19 protein-coding genes are annotated in these 22,468 nt (G+C 54.5%); 3 read left to right on the forward strand and 16 right to left on the reverse strand.

Going from position 1 to position 22,468, the window contains the following annotated elements; translation table 11 throughout:
- Positions 1–18 precede the first annotated feature (18 nt).
- Positions 19–1,488: a NarK family nitrate/nitrite MFS transporter gene (locus V7028_RS11290; protein ID WP_334120185.1), complete on the forward strand. Its 1,470-nt coding sequence runs from the start codon at positions 19–21 to the stop codon at positions 1,486–1,488.
- Positions 1,489–1,513: 25 nt separating this feature from the next.
- Positions 1,514–3,232 carry a bifunctional protein-serine/threonine kinase/phosphatase gene (locus V7028_RS11295; protein WP_334120186.1) on the forward strand — a complete coding sequence of 573 codons (1,719 nt, stop codon included), beginning with the start codon at positions 1,514–1,516 and terminating at the stop codon, positions 3,230–3,232.
- A gap of 11 nt (positions 3,233–3,243) precedes the next feature.
- Here the strand turns inward: V7028_RS11295 and V7028_RS11300 are convergent, their stop codons facing one another.
- The 16 genes from V7028_RS11300 to V7028_RS11375 form a co-directional block, all read right to left on the reverse strand.
- Positions 3,244–3,516: a hypothetical protein gene (locus V7028_RS11300; RefSeq protein ID WP_334120187.1), complete on the reverse strand. Its 273-nt coding sequence runs from the start codon at positions 3,514–3,516 to the stop codon at positions 3,244–3,246.
- A 31-nt stretch (positions 3,517–3,547) separates the two neighbouring features.
- Positions 3,548–4,195: an urease accessory protein UreG gene (gene ureG, locus V7028_RS11305; RefSeq protein WP_334120188.1), complete on the reverse strand. Its 648-nt coding sequence runs from the start codon at positions 4,193–4,195 to the stop codon at positions 3,548–3,550.
- Positions 4,196–4,205: 10 nt separating this feature from the next.
- The gene (locus V7028_RS11310; protein ID WP_334120189.1) at positions 4,206–4,931 is read right to left on the reverse strand and encodes an urease accessory protein UreF; all 726 of its coding nucleotides are present in this window, start codon (positions 4,929–4,931) and stop codon (positions 4,206–4,208) included.
- On the reverse strand, positions 4,882–5,349 hold the full coding sequence (gene ureE, locus V7028_RS11315; RefSeq protein ID WP_334120190.1) for an urease accessory protein UreE: 468 nt from the start codon (positions 5,347–5,349) through the stop codon (positions 4,882–4,884). The genes V7028_RS11310 and ureE overlap by 50 nt, the downstream gene beginning before the upstream one ends.
- An 11-nt stretch (positions 5,350–5,360) precedes the next feature.
- Positions 5,361–7,067, reverse strand: coding sequence for an urease subunit alpha (ureC, locus tag V7028_RS11320; protein WP_334120191.1), 1,707 nt, complete (start codon positions 7,065–7,067; stop codon positions 5,361–5,363).
- Complete coding sequence (locus V7028_RS11325) at positions 7,054–7,371, reverse strand: urease subunit beta (RefSeq protein WP_334120211.1); 318 nt, start codon at positions 7,369–7,371, stop codon at positions 7,054–7,056. Before V7028_RS11325 ends, ureC begins: the two co-directional genes overlap by 14 nt.
- 12 nt (positions 7,372–7,383) lie before the next feature.
- Positions 7,384–7,686 (reverse strand): urease subunit gamma, encoded by a 303-nt coding sequence (ureA, locus tag V7028_RS11330; RefSeq protein WP_334120192.1) that lies wholly within the window; start codon positions 7,684–7,686, stop codon positions 7,384–7,386.
- Between the two features lie 26 nt (positions 7,687–7,712).
- Positions 7,713–8,585, reverse strand: a complete 873-nt coding sequence (locus V7028_RS11335; RefSeq protein ID WP_334120193.1) for an urease accessory protein UreD — start codon at positions 8,583–8,585, stop codon at positions 7,713–7,715.
- An 11-nt stretch (positions 8,586–8,596) separates the two neighbouring features.
- On the reverse strand, positions 8,597–9,292 hold the full coding sequence (gene urtE / locus V7028_RS11340; protein ID WP_334120194.1) for an urea ABC transporter ATP-binding subunit UrtE: 696 nt from the start codon (positions 9,290–9,292) through the stop codon (positions 8,597–8,599).
- On the reverse strand, positions 9,289–10,122 hold the full coding sequence (gene urtD / locus V7028_RS11345) for an urea ABC transporter ATP-binding protein UrtD (protein ID WP_334120195.1): 834 nt from the start codon (positions 10,120–10,122) through the stop codon (positions 9,289–9,291). The genes urtE and urtD overlap by 4 nt, the downstream gene beginning before the upstream one ends.
- Positions 10,119–11,219 carry an urea ABC transporter permease subunit UrtC gene (urtC, locus tag V7028_RS11350; protein ID WP_334120196.1) on the reverse strand — a complete coding sequence of 367 codons (1,101 nt, stop codon included), beginning with the start codon at positions 11,217–11,219 and terminating at the stop codon, positions 10,119–10,121. Before urtC ends, urtD begins: the two co-directional genes overlap by 4 nt.
- The gene (gene urtB, locus V7028_RS11355) at positions 11,216–12,844 is read right to left on the reverse strand and encodes an urea ABC transporter permease subunit UrtB (RefSeq protein WP_334120197.1); all 1,629 of its coding nucleotides are present in this window, start codon (positions 12,842–12,844) and stop codon (positions 11,216–11,218) included. Before urtB ends, urtC begins: the two co-directional genes overlap by 4 nt.
- 68 nt (positions 12,845–12,912) lie before the next feature.
- Positions 12,913–14,193, reverse strand: a complete 1,281-nt coding sequence (gene urtA / locus V7028_RS11360; RefSeq protein ID WP_334120198.1) for an urea ABC transporter substrate-binding protein — start codon at positions 14,191–14,193, stop codon at positions 12,913–12,915.
- A gap of 100 nt (positions 14,194–14,293) precedes the next feature.
- Positions 14,294–15,220, reverse strand: a complete 927-nt coding sequence (locus tag V7028_RS11365) for a DNA-binding response regulator (protein ID WP_334120199.1) — start codon at positions 15,218–15,220, stop codon at positions 14,294–14,296.
- A complete protein-coding gene (locus V7028_RS11370) occupies positions 15,217–18,654 on the reverse strand; it encodes a hybrid sensor histidine kinase/response regulator (protein WP_334120200.1) in 3,438 nt (1,145 codons plus the stop codon). The genes V7028_RS11365 and V7028_RS11370 overlap by 4 nt, the downstream gene beginning before the upstream one ends.
- Before the next feature lie 115 nt (positions 18,655–18,769).
- Positions 18,770–20,761: an alkaline phosphatase D family protein gene (locus tag V7028_RS11375; RefSeq protein ID WP_334120201.1), complete on the reverse strand. Its 1,992-nt coding sequence runs from the start codon at positions 20,759–20,761 to the stop codon at positions 18,770–18,772.
- A gap of 202 nt (positions 20,762–20,963) precedes the next feature.
- Here V7028_RS11375 and V7028_RS11380 point away from each other — a divergent pair, with 202 nt between their 5' ends.
- Positions 20,964–22,454 carry an alkaline phosphatase PhoX gene (locus V7028_RS11380; RefSeq protein ID WP_334120202.1) on the forward strand — a complete coding sequence of 497 codons (1,491 nt, stop codon included), beginning with the start codon at positions 20,964–20,966 and terminating at the stop codon, positions 22,452–22,454.
- The last annotated feature ends 14 nt before the right edge of the window (positions 22,455–22,468 follow it).

Raw genomic sequence — 22,468 nt, forward strand, 5'->3', positions numbered from 1 at the left:
CAAAAAGAGCCATTCGCCATGAACGACCACGCCAAACTGAATCTGTTCTCTTTTGCGGGAAAAATGAAAATCCTGCACATGAGCTGGATTGCATTTTTCATCACCTTCTTTGTGTGGTTCAACCACGCCCCCATGCTGGGTGCAATTGCAGAATCGCTCAGCTTAAGCAAAGAACAGGTGAAAACACTGTTGATTTTGAATGTGGCGCTGACCATTCCGGCGCGAATACTGATCGGCATGCTGACCGACAAATTTGGTCCACGCCTGGTTTACGCGGTGCTGCTGTTCGTATCGGCCATTCCATGCTTCATGTTTGCCGTGTCAACCGACTTTGCACAAGCCGCCATTTCCCGCTTCCTGCTGGGCTTTATCGGTGCCGGGTTTGTGATCGGCATTCGCATGGTCAGCGAATGGTTTCCAGCCCACCAATTGGGTACAGCCGAAGGCATTTACGGTGGCTGGGGCAACTTTGGATCTGCTGGTGCTGCCATGGTGCTGCCCACGCTGGCCTTGTTGCTGGGCGGGCCTGATGGATGGCGCTATGCAATTGCCATCACAGGTGTAATTTGCCTGTTGTTCAGCTTTGTGTGGTACTTCAATGTAAGCGACACGCCCAAAGGTTCCACCTACTTCAAGCCCAAGAAAAGCGGTGGCATGGAAGTGACCAGCGTCAGCGATTTTTATTTCATGCTGCTGATGAAATTGCCCATGTACGCAGCGCTGGCCTTGTTAACCTGGAAGCTATCTCCCGAAGGTGTCAACATGTTGACAAGCGCAACATCCAACGCAATTTATGGTGTGTTGGTGTTGATACTGGTGTACGACTGCTATGGTGCCTACAAGGTGAACAGCGAAATTTTCAAGGCCCCCGTGCCTGAACTTCACCGCTACAAATTCAAGCAAGTGGCCGTGTTGAATGTGCTGTATTTCGCAACATTTGGCTCTGAACTGGCGGTGGTGTCCATGTTGCCGCTGTTCTATTCGGAGACTTTCAACCTCAGCCCCGTGTACGCGGGTCTGGTGGCATCGATGTACGCTTTCATGAACTTGATGTCGCGCCCGGGTGGCGGCTGGATCAGCGACAAATTTGGCCGCAAGCGCACCCTGCTTATTTTGACCGCCGGGCTGGCTGTGGGCTATGCCTTGATGGGCTTGACTGAATCAAGCTGGCCCCTGTGGCTGGCCGTGATCACCACCATGGCCTGTTCGTTCTTCGTGCAGGCCGGTGAAGGTGCCGTGTTTGCAGCAGTGCCCTTGATCAAACGCCGCTTGACTGGCCAAATTGCCGGAATGACAGGTGCCTATGGCAATGTGGGCGCGGTGGTTTACCTCACCGTGCTGTCGTTTGTCAGTTATCAGGCATTCTTCTTCGTGATTGCTTTAACGGCTGTGGTCGGTTTTATTACACTGCTGTTTATGGAAGAACCACAAGGCCATATGGCTGAAGTGAAGGAAGACGGTACAGTTGAGCTGATCCGCGTGGGATAAATAGACCAAAATAAGCAAAGGCACCATGAGCAGCACACTGCAAGTTCGGTTTGGGGGTTATTCCATCGCAGGCCAAAAGCCTGTGAATCAGGATGCTTTTGCCGCGTGGTGCGGGCAAGCCGAATCGAATTTGCTGAAAGGTGCTGCTGCGGCCATTGCCGATGGGGTCAGCAGTTGCGCCGATTCCCATGTGGCCAGCCAAACGGCAGTGACCAGTTTTCTGGACGACTATTCTTCTACCCCCTACACCTGGAGCGTGCACAAGTCGGCCCGGCAAATTATTTCCGGACTGAACGCCTGGATTTACCAACAAAACACCAACCGGGCCAGCCACAACGACAGCCTGTTGACCACATTTTCTGCGGTGGTGTTGAAATCGAACACACTGCACTGTTTTCATGTGGGCGATTCCAGGGTGTACCATGTGCGCGGCGACGCCATCGAGCGGCTTACCCAAGACCACGTTCGCACCGAACGTGGGCAGGAATATTTGTCGCGCGCACTGGGCGCAGACCGCCACCTGGAACTGGATTACAGCACCCACGAATTGCAGCTGGGGGACCTGGTGTTGCTGAGCACCGATGGGGTTCACGGCGTGCTAAAGCGCCCAGAGATGCTTACCTTGATTGCGCAACATGGCAGCGCCAACCTGGAGCTTCTCGCCAAAAGCATGGTGCAAGCGGCATTGAATGCCGGCAGCGACGACAACCTGACTGTGTTGTTGATGGCAGTCGATGCCCTGCCCCATGAAACGCTGGATGAAGTGCACCGCAAGCTGACGCAATTGCCCATACCGCCTGTGTTGCAGATGGGTAATAAAATTGATGGCTATGAAGTGCAGGAAGTTATTTTCAGTGGAACCCGCAGCCACATGTACCGCGTGCGCGACATGGAAACTGGCGAACAATTCACGCTGAAAACACCCTCGCTGAATTTTGCGGAAGATGCGATGTACCTTAGCGGATTTGTACGCGAAGAATGGGTAGGCCAAAGTATTCAACATGTGAATGTGATGCGCACCCATGTACCCAAACGCCCCAAGCAGTTTTTGTACTACCTGGGTGAATACATCGAGGGCATTAACCTGCGGGAATGGATGTACGACAACCCCAAGCCCGGCATGGATGCTGTACGGCGCATTGTGAAACAGGTGGTCGCCGGGTTGCGCGCGTTTCAGCGCGCCGACATGGTGCACCAAGACATAAAACCTGAAAACATCATGATCGATGCAGAAGGCTGCGTGAAAATTCTTGATTTCGGTACGGTGCTGATTGCCGGTGCCGATGAACTGATTTCACCACTGGACAAATCGGTGCCGCAAGGCAGCGTGAACTACGTGGCCCCCGAATACCTGATGGGTGAAGTGGGGACATTCAAATCCGATTTGTTTTCACTGGCTGTGGTGGTTTATGAAATGCTGACTGGCGCCCTGCCCTTTGCCGAAAAACCGGTGAAGCAAGTCACGCTGAAAAGCTACAGCGATTTGCGCTACATTCCCGCCAACCACCCACGCCGTGATTTGCCCTTGTGGGTAGAGGCCTGTCTGCGCAAAGCGCTGCAACCCAACCCGCGTTACCGTTACGATGCGCTGAGCGAATTTTTGCAAGACCTGACCGTGCCCAATACCAAGCTGGAAACCAGCGTGGCCAGGCAACCCCTGATTGAAAAAAACCCGATATTGCTGTGGCAAGTGCTGGCTTTGGTTTTGTTGGTGTTGAACCTGGTGCAACTGCTTCTCAAATAAACCAATATTTCTCAGAACTGCCCGATCAACAAACCTGCCCCGGCGATTGACAACACGGCACCAGCCACGCGGCGGGTTTTGTGCTTCAGGCTGATTGCCAGGCCAACAACCATCATCACGCCACCCAACACGGCAAGCGACATCAAGGAGTGATAAACGCTTGTGACATGGTGCAGAAAAACCAATGCCATGCTGTGGTGTTCATGATGGCCTGGATGGGCCAGCGCCATTGGCGCAAACACAGCAGTGGCGGCAACAAGCAAAATGGATTGAATCGTTTTCATGGTGCGGAGTCCTTACGTTACAAGTGAATTTTTAGATAACAGCCACTGCGGGCGGCAGCGCTTTGGTTTGCAACATGCCCTCTTTCACAATGAAGGCAATGATGTCGTCCAGGCCTTTGGCGGCTTTCAGATTGGAAAACACAAAGGGCTTGTTTCCGCGCATTTTTGTTGCATCGCGGTCCATCACAGCCAGTGACGCACCCACCATGGGTGCAAGGTCAATTTTGTTGATCACCAACAAATCAGATTTCGTAATGCCGGGCCCGCCTTTGCGCGGAATTTTGTCGCCCGCTGACACATCAATCACATACAAGGTCAAGTCGCTTAATTCGGGGCTGAAGGTGGCGCTTAAGTTGTCGCCGCCACTTTCAACAAACACCACATCCAGCGGTCCGTGGCGTTCAATCAATTCATCCACAGCCGCCAGGTTCATGGAGGCATCTTCGCGAATGGCCGTGTGCGGGCAGCCGCCGGTTTCCACGCCGATGATGCGGTCGGCCGTCAGGGCCTGGTGTTCCGTCAGAAACTTGGCGTCTTCCTTGGTGTAAATGTCGTTGGTCACCACAGCGATGTCGTAATGGTCGCGCATGGCATAGCACAGCGATTTCAACAGGGCTGTTTTGCCAGATCCAACCGGGCCGCCGATGCCCACGCGCAGGGTTTGTTTGGTGTGTGTCATTGCTTTGTCCTTATGATCGAAACAATCGGGAGTATTGGGTTTCATGCAGGGCGCTGGCCAAGGCCAAACCTGGCAGGCAACTGCCAAGTTGATCGTCATTCACCTGGCTGGAAAGAATCACCGCATCTGGCAACATGGGTTGCAGCTTTGCCACCAGGGCTTGTGCCTGCGTTTGCCCCAGCGGCACCAGTTTGGTGGCCGCTGCCACCTGGTTTTCAAGCCACGCCCAGGCAAACCCAAGGCAGGCGCCTTCCAGTGAAATGTTCCATTGTGTGCAGGCCACAGCGAACAATGTCACGAAGCTTGCTGGCTCGCGCTTGGCAAACAAGGGATCAACGCCAAGGGTGGGCAACAAACGCAGCAGCGCTTCGCCCATGGCCATGTCGGTCAGGCGCAGTTCCCGGGTTTCACGACAGGCAATCAGAAAATCATTCCAGTGTGCAAGCTGCTCGAAATCACTGCGCCTCAAAGCATGCATGCAGCGCGCCAGCAGTGGCAAATCCACCCGCGCCAGGTTGAACAACAATTGGCATTCCAGCCAATCGTGAACCTGGTCAGGCGACTTCACCCACCCGGCGTCGATGGCGTATTCCATGCCCTGCGAAAATGAGTACGCCCCCACTGGCAAACTGACACTGCACAGGTGCATCAGTTTCACCAGCTCCATGGGTTTCAATTCAATGGTGTTAGTGGTCATGGTGGTGATCGTGGTGATGGTGCGCCGCTGCTTTTGCATAAGCGCCACTTTCCGGAACAAACACGGCCTGCTGCGCATGCACGGTCAGGCCCAGTTGCGCCAGCATGTCACCCAGCACATGATCGGGTTTGATGCGCAACCACAGTTCACCCACCTGCACTTTCACGTGGCGGTTACCCAAGTGGTAGCACGCACGTGCGAAGGTTGGCCAATCGGTGCATTGCGCCATCATGACGTCTTCGACTGCACCTTCAATGCGAACAATCTGGCCGCACTGGCTTTTCAGGTGTTCACCCACTTCAAGCGGGCGACCCCGCTCAAGGAACAGGCGAACTTCCAGCCCTTCGGTGCTGTGCAGGCGCAACCGCCCGCGCTCGCGTTGCTCGTGGCTTAACACCACAGTTGCATTCACCCTGGCGTGGCAGTGTGTGCCCAATCGTTCGTAAATGTCCAGCATGGCCGGGCTCCTTAAAACAGGCTGTAGAGTTGGGCCAAGGGCAATACCCTGGCGGGTTCACAGGTCAGCAATTCGCCGTCGGCCCGCACCTCATAGGTTTGGGGATCTACGGTGACAAGCGGCAACCAGTTGTTGTGCACCATGTCGTGCTTGCTGATGTTGCGGGTGTTTTTGCAGGCCACCAAAGTGCGATGAATGCCCAGGTTTTCCGCCAGCTTGTTGTCGATCGCCGCTTGCGAGGTGAAGGTGACGGAAGTTTTCGCAGCAGCCAACCCCTGCGCGCCAAACATGGGGCGATAGTGCACCGGCTGCGGTGTGGGAATGGAGGCATTGGGGTCGCCCATCGGGGCAGCAGCGATCATGCCGCCCTTGATGATCATGGCTGGCTTCACCGCAAAAAATGCAGGCTTCCACAACACCAGATCCGCCAGCTTGCCGGGTTCAATCGACCCGACTTCGTGCGAAATGCCGTGCGCAATGGCCGGGTTGATGGTGTATTTGGCGATGTACCGCTTGGCGCGGAAATTGTCGGCACCCAAACTTTCATCTTCGGTCAACAGCCCGAACTGTTCTTTCATTTTGTGGGCGGTTTGCCAGGTGCGCGTGATCACCTCGCCCACACGGCCCATGGCTTGGGAGTCGGAAGAAATCATCGAGAACGCGCCACGGTCGTGAAAAATGTCTTCGGCCGCAATTGTTTCCTTGCGAATGCGTGAATCTGCAAATGCCACGTCTTCGGGAATGTTCGAATCCAGGTGGTGACACACCATCAGCATGTCGAGGTGTTCATCCACAGTGTTGACGGTGTATGGCCGCGTGGGGTTGGTGGACGACGGCAATACATTGGGCTGGCCACAGGCCTTGATGATGTCGGGCGCATGCCCGCCACCTGCGCCTTCTGTGTGGTAGGTGTGAATGACGCGACCTTTGAAAGCGGCAATGGTGTCGTCTACGAATCCGGATTCATTCAAGGTGTCAGTGTGAATGGCCACCTGCACATCGTATTTTTCTGCCACGCCAAGACAAGTGTCGATGGATGCCGGGGTGGTGCCCCAGTCCTCATGCAGCTTCAGGCCGCAGGCACCCGCCTCAATCTGTTCTTCCAGCGCAAGGGGCTGGCTTGCATTGCCCTTGCCCAGAAAGCCAAGGTTCATGGGCATACAATCGGTGGCTTGCATCATTTTTGCCAGATACCACGGACCCGGTGTGCAGGTGGTGGCGTTGGTACCCGTTGCGGGGCCAGTGCCGCCGCCAATCATGGTGGTGACGCCGCTCATCAGCGCTTCTTCAATTTGCTGGGGGCAAATGAAGTGGATGTGTGCGTCAATACCGCCAGCAGTCAGTATGCAGCCCTCGCCGGCAATCACTTCAGTGCCTGGGCCAATCAGAATATCGACACCGTTTTGTACATCGGGGTTGCCCGCTTTTCCCACCTTGACAATGCGGCCATTTTTAATGCCCACATCGCCTTTGACGATGCCCCAGTGATCAAGTACCAGTGCATTGGTGATAACCAAATCAACGGACAGGGTACACGACACCTGGCTTTGCCCCATGCCGTCGCGTATCACTTTGCCCCCCCCGAATTTCACTTCTTCTCCGTACACGGTGAAGTCTTTTTCCACTTCGATCCACAGTGCGGTATCGCCCAGGCGAACACGGTCGCCGGTGGTGGGGCCAAACATTTGCGCATAGGCGGTGCGGTCAATTGTTGTCATCGAGTGCTCCCATTACTTCGCCACGAAAACCATACACATGGCGGCGGCCAGAGTAAGCCACCAGTTCTACTTCACGCCCCTGTCCCGGCTCAAACCGCACGGCGGTGCCTGACGCAATATTCAACCGAAAACCCCGTGCCTGTGCACGGTCAAACCGCAACGCAGGATTGACTTCAAAAAAATGGTAGTGCGAACCCACCTGCACAGGGCGGTCGCCGGTGTTTTCAACACGAAGACTGCGGGTTTCCAAATCTGCGTTCAATTCAATGACGCCTGCTGCCACCTGTATCTCGCCTGGAATCATCATGGGCTCCAATCAAACAATGGGGTTGTGAACAGTGACCAGTTTGGTACCATCTGGAAACGTGGCTTCTACCTGCACTTCCTGAACCAGATCGGCCACACCGGGCATCACCAAATCCGTGGTCAACAAAGTGCGCCCGTAGCCCATCAGTTCCGCCACGGTTTTTCCGTCGCGCGCACCTTCAATAATTTCCATCGTGATGTAGGCCACCGCCTCGGGATAATTCAAACGCAGTCCCCGGTTCAGGCGACGCTCAGCCAGCAAGGCTGCGGTGAATATCATCAACTTGTCTTTTTCACGGGGCAGTAATTCCATGGGTTTCCTCTCTTGATTCTGTTGTCTCAGGTTCGCCAAATTCTGGGTTCACATGCAGGCCGGTTCAGCAAGACCGGGCGCAGCAATTTCCAGCACTGTGTGAAGGCTTGCCGTGCACGGTTGCTGCACAAGCCCAGAAAGCGCACCACCACAAACTTTCCAACCACAGTGATGGCAGCCAGGTCGCCTTCGTGGGTGCGGCTGCATTGCGCCTGCAAGGCACTTTCCAGTGCATCATTCGGTGCAACATCAAACGGCCCCGCAATCATCAAACCGCACACGGGTTTGCCTTGAAAACCTGCCATGGCCGCATAGGTGTCGCGGCTTTGGCGATCCAGCAACATGCGTTCCCGCAACACCAAACGGCCTTCAAGGTGCACTTGCATGGTCTGCTGCAAACTGCCAGTGCCAAATACCTGCCCGGAGGCTGGCAGCCCCAGTGAAATGACATCCCAGGCAATGCATCTGGAATTGGCCTGCAAGTTGAAATGGGTGTTCAAAACAGCCTGGGCGTCCGGGTACACAATCGTTTCAAGCGGAAGCCATTCCACACTTGCGCCCTGCGCTACTTCAACCTGGTTGTGCAGGTATTGCGCCGTGCGGTCTACACGCGCACGGTACACACGCCCCGCACCCGGTGTGGTCATCAACACCGCCGTGTTTTCGCCGGCCTGCACATTCACTTCAAGGTGGTCGCCCGACACCATGCCGCCCGGCGGGTGCAACAGGTAGGCATGGGCCAGGTCGCGACCCTCTGGATAAAACGCTTTCTGTACATACAAAGGCCCGCTGTGCGTGCAGCGCTTCAGCACGGTGCCGCATTGCCCGCGCTCGAACCCCAGGGTCAGGCTGGCGGGCCAGGTTGAAGGCAGCAGGCGAAGGTCGAGAGGATGGTTCACAGGCAAACCACCTACACCGCCAGGTGCTGGGCGATCAGTTTGTCGCTGAGTTTGTCCATCGTGTCGCTGGCAACCACGCGGCCTTTTTCCATCAGCCTGAATTCCTTGCCAACTCGGCGGGCAAAGCCTAACTTTTGTTCCACCAGAATGACGGTCATGCCCTCTTCTTCATTCAGCTTCAGGATGACATCGCCGATCTGCTTTACAATATTGGGCTGAATGCCTTCGTTGGGTTCATCCAGTATCAACACCTTGGGATCCATCACCAGCGCGCGCCCTATGGCCAACTGCTGTTGCTGCCCACCCGACAAGTCACCGCCACGGCGATGAAGCATGTCGGCCAGCACCGGAAACAATTCAAAAATTTTGTCTGGAATGTTTTTCGATTTGTCCTTTCGCACAGGCAGACCCAGGCGAAGGTTTTCCTCCACGGTCAGCATGGGGAAAATTTCACGGCCTTGTGGCACATAGCCAATGCCCAGATAGGGGCGTTTTTCGGCGGCTTGGGAATGAAGCAAGGTGTCTTTCAAACGAATTTCACCACCGGCGATGGGCAATAATCCCATGATGCATTTCAGCAAGGTGGTTTTACCCACACCATTGCGACCCATGATGCAGGTACAGGAACCTTCCTTGATGTCCATGTCGAGGTTCCACAAAATCTGTGTGCCGCCGTATTTCTGGTTCACGGTGTTGATGTGAATCATGCGAGTTCTCCCAGGTACACTTCGATCACGTCTTTGTTGTTTTGAACCTGTTCCATGGTGCCTTCGGCCAGCACACTGCCTTGGTGCAACACGGTCACGGTGCGCGCAATGCTGCGAACAAACTCCATGTCGTGTTCAACCACAATCACGGTGTGGTCCCCGGCCAGGCCATTGAGCAGTTCAGCTGTACGCTCGGTTTCCTGCGCTGTCATGCCCGCCACAGGTTCGTCAATCAACAACACCTGGGGGTCGCTGACCAGCAACATGCCGATTTCAAGCCATTGCTTTTGCCCATGCGACAAGGCACCCGCAAGCATGTGCGCCTGCTGGGCCAGGCCAATGGTGTGAAGCACAGAATCAATCCGGTCTTGCTGGGCAGGGGTCAATTTGGCAAACAGGGAATACCAAATGCCTTTGTTGTCTTTCAAGGACATCTCAAGATTGTCGAGCACGCTGTGCGCTTCAAACACAGTGGGTTTCTGGAATTTTCGGCCAATGCCCAAACGTGCAATTTCGGGTTCACTTCGTTCCAGCAAATTCACATTCTGACCAAAGTACACATTGCCCAAATCCGGTTTGGTTTTGCCGGTAATTACATCCATCAGCGTGGTTTTGCCAGCACCATTGGCACCGATCAGGCAACGCAATTCGCCTGCCTTCACGTACAGGTTTAAATCATTCAGGGCTTTGAAACCGTCGAAAGTCACACTCAGGCCCTCGACATACAAAATGACATCGTGGGAAATATCGATGTCTTCCTGCTCGGGTGTCTTGGGAAAAAACCGGGCCTGATGCAGTACTTTTTCCCGCAGTGTGTTCAAGGCATTCATGCATGCTTCTCCCGTTTGAATACGCCAGCCAGGCCTTTGGGAAGGTAAAGGGTGACCAATACGAACATGGCACCCAAGGCAAACAACCAGGCGTCGGGCATGATTGCGGTGAAGCGGGTTTTTGCATAGTTGACCAGCAAGGCCCCGGCGACAGCACCATACAAGGTGCCGCGCCCGCCCACCGCAACCCAAATGACGACTTCAATCGAGTTGAGCGGAGAGAACTCGCCTGGATTGATAATGCCGACCTGGGGTACGTACATGGCACCGGCCAATGCGGCAATCAGTGCGGAATACACAAACAGCCAAACCTTGTAGTGGTCGGCGCGGTAACCCAAAAACCGAACCCGGGGCTCACCATCGCGAATGGCCACAATCACTTTGCCGTATCGGCTTTTCAAAATGTAATGGCTGCACACATACACCAGTGCCAGCAACAGTGCAGTGGTCACGAACAGGCCAACCCGCGTGGTGTCAGCCTGCAGATCAAAACCCAACAGGTCTTTGAAATCGGTCAAACCATTGTTGCCGCCAAAGCCCATTTCATTTCGGAAGAAGGCCAGCATCAAGGCATAGGTCAGGGCCTGCGTCATGATAGACAGGTACACGCCGGTGACCCTTGAACGAAATGCCAGCCAGCCAAACACAAATGCCAGCAAACCGGGTACAAACAGCGCCATCAACATGGTCACAGGAAACAGGTCCATGCCAAGCCAGTACCAGGGCAGTTCTTTCCAGTCAAGAAACACCATGAAATCGGGCAATTCAGGATTGCCGTACACACCGCGGTCGCCAATCTGGCGCATCAGGTACATGCCCATGCCGTAGCCACCGAGCGCGAAAAACGCACCATGGCCCAAACTGAGAATGCCGCAGTAACCCCATATCACATCCACTGCCAGCGCCAGCATGGCGTAGCTAAGGTACTTGCCCAGCAAAGTGATGGTGTAGGTGCTGACATGAAAAAAAGAATCAACAGGAATCAGCAAATTGGAAACGGCTGCGAACAGGGTGACGACCGCCAGCACCAGCACAAAGGGCAGAACCGAGCTACCCGGCTTTCGACCCTTGGAAAATACTTGAGTCAGCCAGTTCATTCAGCCGCCCTCCCTTTTTGTGGAAACAGGCCTTTCGGGCGCTTCTGAATAAACAGGATGATGAACACCAGCACCACAATGCTGGCCAGCACGGCACCGGTGACTGGCTCCAGAAACTTGTTGGCAATACCCAGTGAAAACGCAGCCACCAGTGTGCCCAGCAAATTGCCCACACCACCAAAAACCACCACCATGAAAGAATCAATGATGTAGTTTTGCCCCAGGTTGGGCCCCACGTTGGTAAGCTGGCTGAGTGCCACACCCGCAATGCCTGCGATTCCGGACCCCAAACCGAAGGTCATGGCATCTACCCAACCGGTGCGAATGCCCATGGATTTCGCCATGTTCCGGTTTTGCGACACAGCACGCACATTCAAGCCCAGCGAGGTTTTTTTCAGAATCAGTTGCAAGACAAAAAACACGATGAGCGCGAACACAAAGATGTAAAGCCGGTTCAAGGTAATAGACAATTCCGGGTTGATTTCAACTGAACCACTCATCCACGATGGCTGCGAAACCTGCCGGTTCAATGGTGAAAAAACAGTGCGCACAGCCTGCTGCAAAATCAGGCTGATACCAAAGGTGGCCAGCAGTGTTTCCAGCGGCCTGCCGTGCAGAAACCGGATCACGCAACGTTCAATCAACACACCCACAGAACCCGCAACCAGAAAGGCCAGTGGTATGGAAACCCACAAGGAATAATCGATCAGGTTGGGCATGGCCAACTGCACCACATAGGTGGTGTAGGCACCCAGCATCATCATTTCGCCATGGGCCATGTTGATCACACCCATTACACCGAATGTAATGGCCAGGCCAATGGCCGCCAGCAGCAGCACTGAACCCAAACTCAAACCAAAAAACAGTTGATCCACCACGCCGTAAAAATCGGAACGTAGCTTCATGCTGCGCAGCGACTCATCCACCGCAGCCAGCAACTTGGGGTCTTCCGCAGTTTGCTTGAGTTGGTTCAACAGGTTGCGCACTTCAGCGTATTGACTCGCACCCAGTGTTTGCACCGCCTCGATCCGGATCAATGGGTCTGAAGATTGTGCTGCGCGGTTCATGGCCACCGCAGTTTCCATGGCTTGTTTCACCGTGCGGTTGCTTTCTTTCAACAGCGCTTTTTCAATGGCAATCACGGTGTCGGGGGTTAAATCACCCAACAGTGACACCACAGCCTGTTCACGAGTTTCAGCTTTGGGTGCTGCAATTTGAATGCGCGCCACTGCACCACGCAGGTATGAACGCAGCCGGTTGTTCACGCGCACTTTGCTTAAACTGGCTGAAAGTTCCTCGCCAAGTATTTCCGTAGTCAAAGGATTCAAATAAGACTTCACACCGTCTTTTTTTTGCTCAATAACGACGATTCCTGTTTCTTCGTTGGCATACAGATCACCATTGATCATGGCCTTGAAAACAGGCACCAAAGTGCCGGAACCTGTTTGCTCAAGCTGCTCAAGAACAGGCAAGGCTTCCGCCAGGGTTGCACGCGCCAACCCGGCCAGCAGTGCCTCGACCGATGGGGGTGTTGCCCTTACCGTACCTTCCGTGGCCGTATCTTGTGCGAAGGCTGCACCATGCAGCAAGCACCAGCAACAAATGATGTGTATGACAAATTTCACGGGAATATCCTGCATTCAAGTGGGCTAAGCAACCCCGGCTCCAAAGAGCCAAGGTTGCGCCTTGGGGCTTAGTAGTTTTGCCCGGAACACTTCTTCGTTTTGGTGTTGTAGTTGCCGCAGTTGACAGGTGCTGTCCAGTCGGCGGTCAGGTCTTTGGAACCCGGCAGGAAATCAGACCAGGCATCGCCTTCCACCAGGCCTTTCGTTTCCCACACCACCTCGAACTGGCCATTGTCCTGAATCTCGCCGATCAGCACGGGTTTGCTCAGGTGGTGGTTCTTGCCCATCACGGCAGTTCCGCCAGTCAGGTTTTTGGCCTTCTGGCCAATCATGGCCGCACTTACCTTGGCCACATTCGTTGTGCCTGCTTTTTGAACAGCCTGTGTCCACATTTTGAAACCAATGTAAGTGGCTTCCATAGGGTCGTTGGTCACGCGCTTGGGGCCAGCAAATTTCTTCCACTGCTTGATGAAGGCGTCGTTCTCGGGGCTCTTGACGCTTTGGAAGTAATTCCATGCAGCCAGGTGACCCACCAGTGGCTTGGTATCGATACCGGAAAGCTCCTCTTCACCCACCGAGAAGGCCACAACAGGAATGTCTTGCGATGAAATACCCTGGTTGCCCAGTTCTTTGTAGAACGGCACGTTGGCATCGCCATTGATTGTGGACACCACAGCCGTTTTCTTGCCGGCACTGCCAAATTTCTTGACGTCGGAAACAATGGACTGCCAATCGGAATGACCAAACGGTGTGTAGTTGATCATGATGTCTTTTTGCGCCACACCCTTGGACTTCAGGTAGGCCTCAAGAATCTTGTTGGTGGTGCGTGGGTAAACGTAGTCCGTGCCCGCCAAAACCCAACGCTTTACGCCAAGGTCTTTCATCAGGTAATCCACTGCGGGAATGGCTTGCTGGTTGGGTGCCGCGCCGGTGTAAAACACGTTCTTGGACGATTCCTCGCCTTCGTACTGCACGGGGTAAAACAAAAGGCCGTTGAGTTCTTCAACAACAGGCAATACCGATTTACGGGAAACCGAAGTCCAGCAACCGAAGATCACATCCACTTTGTTTTTGGTCAGCAATTCGCGTGTTTTTTCTGCAAACAAGGGCCAGTTCGACGCAGGGTCAACCACCACCGCTTCCAGTTTTTTGCCCAGCAAACCGCCCTTCTTGTTTTGCTCTTCCACCATCATCAGCACGGTGTCTTTCAGGGTAGTTTCTGAAATCGCCATGGTGCCGGAAAGTGAATGAAGCACACCCACCTTGATGGTGTCTGCGGCTTGCGCCAAAGTGGCCACGGTGCTACTTGCAGCCAGTGCAAGCCCCAAAGCCAAAGTCTTTAATTTCATGGTATGAACCCTCAAATAGGATGAACGGATACGACGTTCCTATTTTTGGGCAGCCTGCTGCATTGCGGTATAAGCGAATTGACGCAATCAACTACGTCATTTAACGTAGTTCTTTCTCGAGCAGGCGCAGGGCAATACCCGCAGCGGCTGTGCGGTTTTCCACGCCCAGCTTGGGGAACACCTGTTCAAGATGTTTGTTTACGGTTCGGGGACTCATGCCCAAAATTTCCGCCACCTCTCGGTTGGTTTTTCCATTGGCAATCCAGTAAAGCACTTCCGACTCACGCTCGGTCAAACCGAGTTCCTGCTTCAACAAAGCGGCATTGTTGACACGCAGGCTGGCGGAGCCTTCATCGACCAAGCGAATCAGGCATTGCCCATTGGGTTCGCTCCCCAGCATGCGCAAACTGACAGGGCATGCCAAACCATGCAGGTGCAATTGCATGTGGCTGTCGGGAGACTGCGAAATCCAGTGGCGCAATTGCGCGGCAAGCTGGGTGCGTTGCCAATCCACGTCGGCATTGGCCCGGCTCAACAAGGCATGGGTTTGTGGCGTGGCCCAAGTGATGTGACCCAGTACATTGACGGTCATCAAGTGTTGGCCTGCATGATCCAGCGCCGCCTGCGCGGTGTTGCTGACCCGGGCATTGCGCAAGTGCACTTTGATTCGGGCCAGCAGTTCAACGGGTTTCACGGGTTTGACGAGATAATCCACACCGCCCACTTCAAGCCCGCGAACAATGTCATGCGTGTCGTTCAAACCAGTCATGAAAATCACGGGAATGCTGTTCAGTGCCGGGTCGGCCTTCAACAGTTTGCAAGCATCAAACCCATCCAGGGTGGGCATGATGCCATCCATCAAAATCACATCGGGCCGAATGCGCCTGGCAATCATCAAGGCCTGCTTGCCATCCAGCGCCAGCAGCACATCCATGCCAGACGATTCAAGCGTGTCATTAATCAGGGTGAGTGTATCCGGTGAGTCATCGACCACCAGCACCACATCACGGCGTTGTTGTTCATTCATGATGCATCCAGTTGTTCGGCAAGCTTTTGGAACTGGAAGGTTCTTGCCTGCTCTTTCAATTTGCTTAAAGCGGAAGCGGGAAGCACCTGCGCCAGCTCTATTTTATCCAGTACCTCTTGCACACCTTTTCGATACCCCATTTCTGCGCAAGCCTTCAGTTCAATTAACAAGGGGTGTGCCGGGAACACGAAATCGCAGTTGGCTATAGGCACTGCTTGCGAGTCATCCAACAACACGATTTGTTCATTGCGTGGCTCGCTGATCCATTCCAGTTTCAGGTAATGGGCCAGTTTGTCCAGCAACTTCTGATTGTCCACCGGCTTGACCAGATAGTCGTCATAAAGGCGTTGTTCTTCCGGCGCCCTGTGGTGTTCTTGTGCATCCGCAGACAGCATCAACACAGGGGCATTGAGTGTTCGTCGCTTCAATTCTGCGGCCAATGCAAGGCCGTCCATCACGGGCATGTTCACGTCCAGTAAAAACAGATCCACAGTGGTTGATCTGTTTTGTTGATCGAGCAGGTCCAGGCAAAGCTGCCCATTCGGTGCCTCCAGTACAACAAACCCAAGGGGCACCAGCAAATCGGACAGAAAACCACGCAAGATCGCATCGTCGTCCACCAACACAATTGTTTTACACGTGCCAGCATATCCCAAAATACGCTGGGGCAAGTCTGCGGTATCCATGGTTTGTTGCACCCACGGCAGCATCAGGTTGACAACAAAACGACTGCCCTGCCCTTCGGTGCTGTCCACTTTCAGGTCGCCCCCCATGATGTCGGTCAACAGGCGAACAATGGTCAGACCCAAACCGGTGCCGGGCATGTTGGCGGTGTGCGTGGTTCGCACGCGCTCAAAAGGTTGAAAAATGCGCTCCATATGTTCGGGGGCAATGCCCACGCCGGTGTCAGCAATCGAAAACTCGGCCACCTGGTTTCTGTAACGCACATCAAATTGCACTTTGCCATGTTCGGTGTACTTCACAGCGTTTGACAACAGATTGATCAAAATCTGTCGCAGGCGTTTTTCATCGGTTCTGACGCATTCGGGCAACGTGTCCACCACGCGGCATTCAAACATCACGCCCTTCTGCAGAGCCTGCAATTCGAACATGGTGGCCAGCTGGGCAATCAGTTCGCGAATGCGAACCTGATTCCTGTTCAGGATCAGGCGACCTGCTTCAATTTTTGAAATATCAAGCAAACCTTCGATCAGGTCTGTGAGGTACTGCCCACTGCGCTCAATGATGGCCAAACCTTCCTGGTGCCGCGGTGGGGTATCTGCCTTGTTGGCCAACAGTTGCGCGTACCCAAGAATGGATTGCAACGGTGTTCGCAATTCATGGCTGATGCCACTCAGGTATCGGCTTTTCGCATCATTGGAGCGCTCGGCCAGTTCCTTGGCAGCCTGCAACGCACGGTCGGTTTCCTTGTGCGCTTCAATTTCTTTCACCAGTTTTCGGGTTTGGCGATTCGATTCAGTTTGTGCCACAAGGCGGCTTTCATGCGCAAGAATGAACAGCCACGACACCACACCCGACACGATCAGCAAAATGAAATACATCATCAATATGGCCTGGGAAAGCAAAGCCGACTCTTGCGCATTTTCTGGTTTCAACTGTTGCGAAACCAGCGACAAAACAGCGGCATTGACCAAGGCAAGCAAGCCCCACAAGCCCGCGAACCTGCCAAGGCGTGAATTGACTTTTCTGACCCAGCGTGGAGACAAAAACATCGACAAAAACTCAATGACCTGGTCACTTAACCGGGCTTTGGGTTTGCAACTGTCCAGGCAACGCGAATCGAGCGAACAGCACAGCGAGCAAATCGGGTTCTCGTAGGCGGTACAAAATGCCATGTCTTCACGTTCAAATTCATTTTCGCAAATTACACATTTCAAGGTCAGGCGGCGATAGTTGCCAGTGCCCTCGGGCTGCAAGCTGATTTTTTCTTCCACAATGGGAATGAGCTGATGCGATTGCCGGGCCAGGTAATACTTGCTTTTTGTCAGCACGGCCAAGGCCGGAACCGCCACGAAGCACACCCCCAGGGCCACAAAATGAGAAAGTGTTGCCAATACCGGGCCAAACACACCGAGATAGCACAACAGCCCAAGCACGCTGGCCAACACCATGGAGCCAACGCCCACCGGGTTGACGTCGTACAAATGCGCACGCTTGAATTCAACGTACGAAGGGCTTAAGCCCAGCGGTTTGTTGATCAGCAAATCGGCGGCCAGTGAACCCAGCCAACTGACAGCAACAATTGCAAAAATACCGAGAATGGCCTCAAGCGCCTGGTAAATGCCGAGCTCCATGAGAATCAGCGCAATCACCACGTTGAAAACCAGCCACACCACACGGCCCGGGTGGCTGTGTGTAACACGCGAGAAAAAATTGGACCATGCAATGGAACCGGCGTAGGCATTGGTCAGGTTGATTTTCATCTGGCACACCACAACCATCAAGCCCGCCAGCACCAGCGCAACAGAAGGCGATTGCGTAAGGTAAGTGAACACACGCTGGTACATGTAAGTGGGGTCGCTGGCTTGGGTAAAACTGCTGCCAGCCTGAATGGCAAGGTAGGCCAGAAAGGAACCCAGCAACATTTTCAACAAACCCATGAACACCCAGCCCGGGCCCGACACAATCAACCAGAACCACCACTGCTTTGCATTGCTTTTGGTTTTCTCGGGCATGAAGCGCAAGTAATCAACCTGCTCGCCTATTTGTGCAACCAGGGCGAACAACACCGAGGCGGCCGCGCCAAACAACAGCACATTGAAACTTCCTGCTTCCGGCAAATCAACCGGCGTGTAACTTGCCCAGTCGGGCAACTGCCGAAATTCTGCTACCACCACCACGAGCAATGCGGCAATCTGCAACACAAGCCAAACCGGTTGCGTGCCCACCTGAAACTTGCTGATGGCGGTAATTCCATGGGTCACAATGGGCAGCACCGCCACAGCCGCCAAAAAGTACCCGATCGGTAAAGGTATTCCAAACAAAGCCTGCAAGGCAGAGGCAAGAATGGCGGCCTCAATGGCGAAAAAAATAAAGGTAAATGATGCGTAGATCAGCGATGTGATAGTGGACCCCATGTACCCGAACCCCCCGCCACGCGTCAGCAGGTCAATGTCCAGGCCATGTTTGGCCGAGTAATAGGTGATTGGAAACCCGGTGATGAAAAACAGCAAACAAACCACCAGCATGGCCGCCACTGCATTCACAAAACCGTAGTTCAAGGTGACCGATGCAGCAATCCCTTCCAGCGCCAGAAACGCCGTAGCGCCCAGCGCGGTATGGCCCACTGTGCGAATGGACATGTGCCGCCCCCTGCGGGCGGTGAAGCGCAAAGCGTAGTCTTCCAGTGTTTGGTCAGCCACCCACTTGTTGTAGTGGCGGCGAACCTTGAACACCCTTTGGGATGCAGTCATGGGCTAATAAACAGGCTGATTGGTTCATGCGGGCGCAATGCACCACCAAGGTGCGCGCACTCCCTTTCAGTCTGTTCAAGCAAGCCCCGTACCAAAGAGTGACAAGTTAAAAAAATTAACGCGCCAACACCTGCGCAGGCACAGGTGCCAAAGGCGCCGTTCTTGAACTGCTGCTGGGCTGAACGGCCATGCCGTGCAGAGTCACCGAGTCCACCTGGTTTCTGAATCGTGGCGTGGGCAAGCGCGTGGGTTCGTCATTTGCAAAACTCACCATTTGCACACCCAATACATCGGGTGCATTGTCTTGCAGCTTGTTTTGCCACCAGCACTCCAACACTGCTTTGTCTTGTTCCAGTTGCACAATCCCGTAGCCGTGTTCAACCCATTCCATGAATTGAACATGTTTGTTGCCCAGCATGGTGGCTGTTTCAATCGCCCTGCTGGCTGCCACATGCACGGCAAACGGGCTGCCCGGCGCCGCATTGGCCACCAGTTCATCAGCCCCGCCCCGCCCCATGGACGATGGCGCAAACTCAACTGCGGCCGAAGCCGCGCGCAAATTAACGCCCGGCAAGTTGGCCGTGGCAGCCCGCTGAAAACCGGCAGCAATATTTTCCGGTGAGGTGCCTTGGCGCAAGGTGGGCACTGGTGGTGCAACCTGGTAATCATTCAACAAGGCCGTTTGATCATCCTCGACCACATCGGCAATCCAGTTGCCGTGCATATCCCCTGAAACAAACACCGTGCCATTTACGGCGGGCGTTTCACCACTACCGCGCAATTGCGAAATCAACAAATTCCGCTCGGTGTTGTAATCGTTCCAGCGCACAGGCAAAGGCACCACCGGCGAGCCCACCACATTGGGCACCACCCAGGGTGCAATCCAGGTTTGGTTGTTCAACACCTTCCACACCACGCCCTCGGTTTCATCTTTGCGCAGCTGTGAAAGCAGCCAGTCAAACTGTGTTTTCCCAAACAGGGTGGGGGTGCCTTCAGGCAAATGCGAGGCATCGGCCTGCAAGCCATAGCCGGGCAAAAAACTTTGCGTATCCAGCGCACGAATGCTGGCCAGCGGACCGTAGTTCAAACTGCGGTATACCAGCAGGGGCTCCACCGGTGCGGGGTATTCGGTGTCGGGATAGAAAATGAATTCACCGCTGCCATCGGCTTTCACCGGGCGTGAGGGCGTCCATTCCCAAAAGGCGCGCGTGGTGTCTTGCAAGGTACTCGTAGACTCAACACCCTCGGGCAAGGTGGTGGGCAGTTCATTGCCGAACCCCGGGTCAATGTCGTGGTTGTCCCACGTAATAAACCAAGGGTGTTGTTGATGCGCTGCCATCAAGTTGGGGTCTGAACGAAACAGCGCATAACGCCTTCTGCACTCGTCGAGATTCAACCAGTCGCGATAGTCCACATAAGCGGTGTCTTCGATATTTCGCCGAGCGCGAACCTGTTCGTCTTCATCCACAAAATCGTAGATGTAATCGCCACAGTGAATCACCAAATCAAGGTCTTCACGCTGCGCAATTGCGCCGTAGCCGCTCCAGGTGCTGGACCAGTAACTTGAACATGCAACTACCGCCAACCGAATTGCTGAAACCATATCAGCAGGTGCCGTGCGCGTGCGCCCCACGATGCTGCTGTGCGGCCCGGTTTTGAATTGATAGTAATAAGTTGTGGCGGGCTGCAAACCCTGCGCATCCACTTTCAAGGTGTAATCGTTTTCAGCCACCACACGCTGGGTGCCACGGCGCACTACATTTTGCATATCGGCAGTGGTGCTCACCAGCCAACGCACCTGCACGCCTTGTGTGGGGTATTCGGGCAGGGTAATTCGGGTCCACAAAATAACGCGATCAGCCAAGGGGTCGCCGCTGGCCACACCGTGCGCAAAAGGCATTGCCAATACCATAGGGAAATCAAAACCTGCCGGTTCAAAACCTGGTTGCGGCAAATCCTGTCCGAATTCATTGCTTGCAATGGGTGTGCTGGTGCCAGGTTCAGCCGGGTTCACCAGCCCTGCGGGGTTGTTGGTGAACACATCCTCACCACCGCAGCCCACTAAGGTACTTGCCGCCATTACTTTTAATACATCGCGCCGCTTCATGCTGACCACCTGTTGTTTATTGTTTGAACTTGTACTTCGTTTGACGTCAACAGGATTGAAACTGCCCCTCTACATGACATGTCCCTGCTTTGTCATGTGTCAATTGCAAGGCACTTCATACAGAGCGCTTTACCCAAACCATGCAGCAGATCGGCAAGTACAAAACAAAAATGCTTTTACCCTTCACGCTGCAGGTCTTGCCATGAATCAATCAATCATTCCTTCATTCAAACGTCGAGCCTTGCTTCGCGCCATGTTTCTGGGTGCCGGTGCAACGGCACTGCCACTGGCACTTGGTGGCTGTGGATCAGATTCCAATTCCGCCAATGCCAGCCCAAACCCAACCGCTCCCAACGAAAATGGCAACACGCCAAACCCGGTGAACAACCCGCCCGAGCTGGGGCCACTGGCCATGGAACTGCCTTTGGAAGCAGGACCACTGGCCAACATCGGTGAACTGGTTGCCACAGGGCTGGACAACATACTTGCACCGGCGGGCTTCACCGTGCGCGCAGTAGCACGGCATTTCAGCAACCCGGTTCTGGGCACGCCCGACCCCCTTGGATTGACCGGCTACAACTGGCATACATTTCCAGATGGCGGTGCAGTGTTCCCCGCCGAGGATGGCGGTTGGGTGTATGTGTCCAACAGCGAAACAGATGCACCGCAAGGTGGTGTCGGGGCTTTGCGTTTTGATGCGCAAGGCGCAGTGACCTCCGCCTATCGAATTTTGAATGGCACTTCCAGAAACTGCGCAGGCGGGGCCACCCCGTGGGCCACCTGGTTGAGTTGCGAAGAGACAGCCACAGGCGTGACCTGGGAATGCGACCCGATGGGCAGCCCCGACACGGCGCGCGCCCTGCCCGCCCTGGGCGTGTTCAATCACGAAGCGGTGGCGGTTGACATGTCATCAAAAACTTTGTTCCTGACAGAAGACGCAGGCGATGGCCGCCTGTACCGTTTTGTATCGGAAGGCGAACTTCGCCCAGCCGTGAATGGACAAATGGGCCTGAACATGGAACAGGGTAAATTGCAGGTGCTGGAAATTGTCGGCTTCGAAGCAGGCGCTTATCAAGAAGACATTGCCGTTGCACAACGTGTTCACCGTGTGAAGTGGGTAGACGCCCTGGAACCCGAGAATCCACAGGCCGAGGTGCGCACCCGCACCAGCACGGCAGGTTTGCCGGTTCCGGGCACTGTGTTTCGTGGTGGCGAAGGCATCTGGATTCAGGAATTCCCGCAAGGGCAAGCACCCGCGGTCAGTGGCGTGGCCAAACCCATGCGTGCCGTGGCCTTCTTTGCCTGCAAGGGCGACAACCGCGTGTATGCACTGGACATTGACAACGACCTGATCGAAGTGGTGTTTGACAACAGTCAACTGGCCGAAGGTGCCGACTTTGACGATGTTGACAATCTGGTGATCAGCCCGGCCGGCGACGTGATTGTGGCGGAGGATGGCGATGGCATGCGTTTGATGGTGATGATTCCAAACCAGCCTGCAAAAATTCTGCTTCAAATTACCGGTGGAGGAAGTGAACTGGTGGGCCCCGACTTCACTGCAGACGGATCCAGACTGTACTTCAGTTCGCAACGCGGACCGAACATACCTGCCTTGCCCGGCATGCCCAACCTGCCCGGCACGGGTGTTACGTATGAATTGAGTATTCCGGAGCAATTCAGGGCTGTGAGCTAAAAAACCACGCTGGG

Origin of the sequence: Limnobacter sp. (assembly GCF_036846585.1) — a bacterium.
Classification (GTDB): domain Bacteria; phylum Pseudomonadota; class Gammaproteobacteria; order Burkholderiales; family Burkholderiaceae_B; genus Limnobacter.

Excerpts from the sequence above, each read along its gene's own strand:
- V7028_RS11290 (WP_334120185.1), top strand. The coding sequence starts at position 19 with ATGAACGACCACGCCAAACTGAATCTGTTCTCTTTTGCGGGAAAAATG.
- V7028_RS11295 (WP_334120186.1), top strand. The coding sequence starts at position 1,514 with ATGAGCAGCACACTGCAAGTTCGGTTTGGGGGTTATTCCATCGCAGGC.
- V7028_RS11300 (WP_334120187.1), bottom strand. The coding sequence starts at position 3,516 with ATGAAAACGATTCAATCCATTTTGCTTGTTGCCGCCACTGCTGTGTTT.
- ureG (WP_334120188.1), bottom strand. The coding sequence starts at position 4,195 with ATGACACACACCAAACAAACCCTGCGCGTGGGCATCGGCGGCCCGGTT.
- V7028_RS11310 (WP_334120189.1), bottom strand. The coding sequence starts at position 4,931 with ATGCAAAAGCAGCGGCGCACCATCACCACGATCACCACCATGACCACT.
- ureE (WP_334120190.1), bottom strand. The coding sequence starts at position 5,349 with ATGCTGGACATTTACGAACGATTGGGCACACACTGCCACGCCAGGGTG.
- ureC (WP_334120191.1), bottom strand. The coding sequence starts at position 7,067 with ATGACAACAATTGACCGCACCGCCTATGCGCAAATGTTTGGCCCCACC.
- V7028_RS11325 (WP_334120211.1), bottom strand. The coding sequence starts at position 7,371 with ATGATTCCAGGCGAGATACAGGTGGCAGCAGGCGTCATTGAATTGAAC.
- ureA (WP_334120192.1), bottom strand. The coding sequence starts at position 7,686 with ATGGAATTACTGCCCCGTGAAAAAGACAAGTTGATGATATTCACCGCA.
- urtE (WP_334120194.1), bottom strand. The coding sequence starts at position 9,292 with ATGATTCACATCAACACCGTGAACCAGAAATACGGCGGCACACAGATT.
- urtD (WP_334120195.1), bottom strand. The coding sequence starts at position 10,122 with ATGAATGCCTTGAACACACTGCGGGAAAAAGTACTGCATCAGGCCCGG.
- urtC (WP_334120196.1), bottom strand. The coding sequence starts at position 11,219 with ATGAACTGGCTGACTCAAGTATTTTCCAAGGGTCGAAAGCCGGGTAGC.
- urtA (WP_334120198.1), bottom strand. The coding sequence starts at position 14,193 with ATGAAATTAAAGACTTTGGCTTTGGGGCTTGCACTGGCTGCAAGTAGC.
- V7028_RS11365 (WP_334120199.1), bottom strand. The coding sequence starts at position 15,220 with ATGAATGAACAACAACGCCGTGATGTGGTGCTGGTGGTCGATGACTCA.
- V7028_RS11370 (WP_334120200.1), bottom strand. The coding sequence starts at position 18,654 with ATGACTGCATCCCAAAGGGTGTTCAAGGTTCGCCGCCACTACAACAAG.
- V7028_RS11375 (WP_334120201.1), bottom strand. The coding sequence starts at position 20,761 with ATGAAGCGGCGCGATGTATTAAAAGTAATGGCGGCAAGTACCTTAGTG.
- V7028_RS11380 (WP_334120202.1), top strand. The coding sequence starts at position 20,964 with ATGAATCAATCAATCATTCCTTCATTCAAACGTCGAGCCTTGCTTCGC.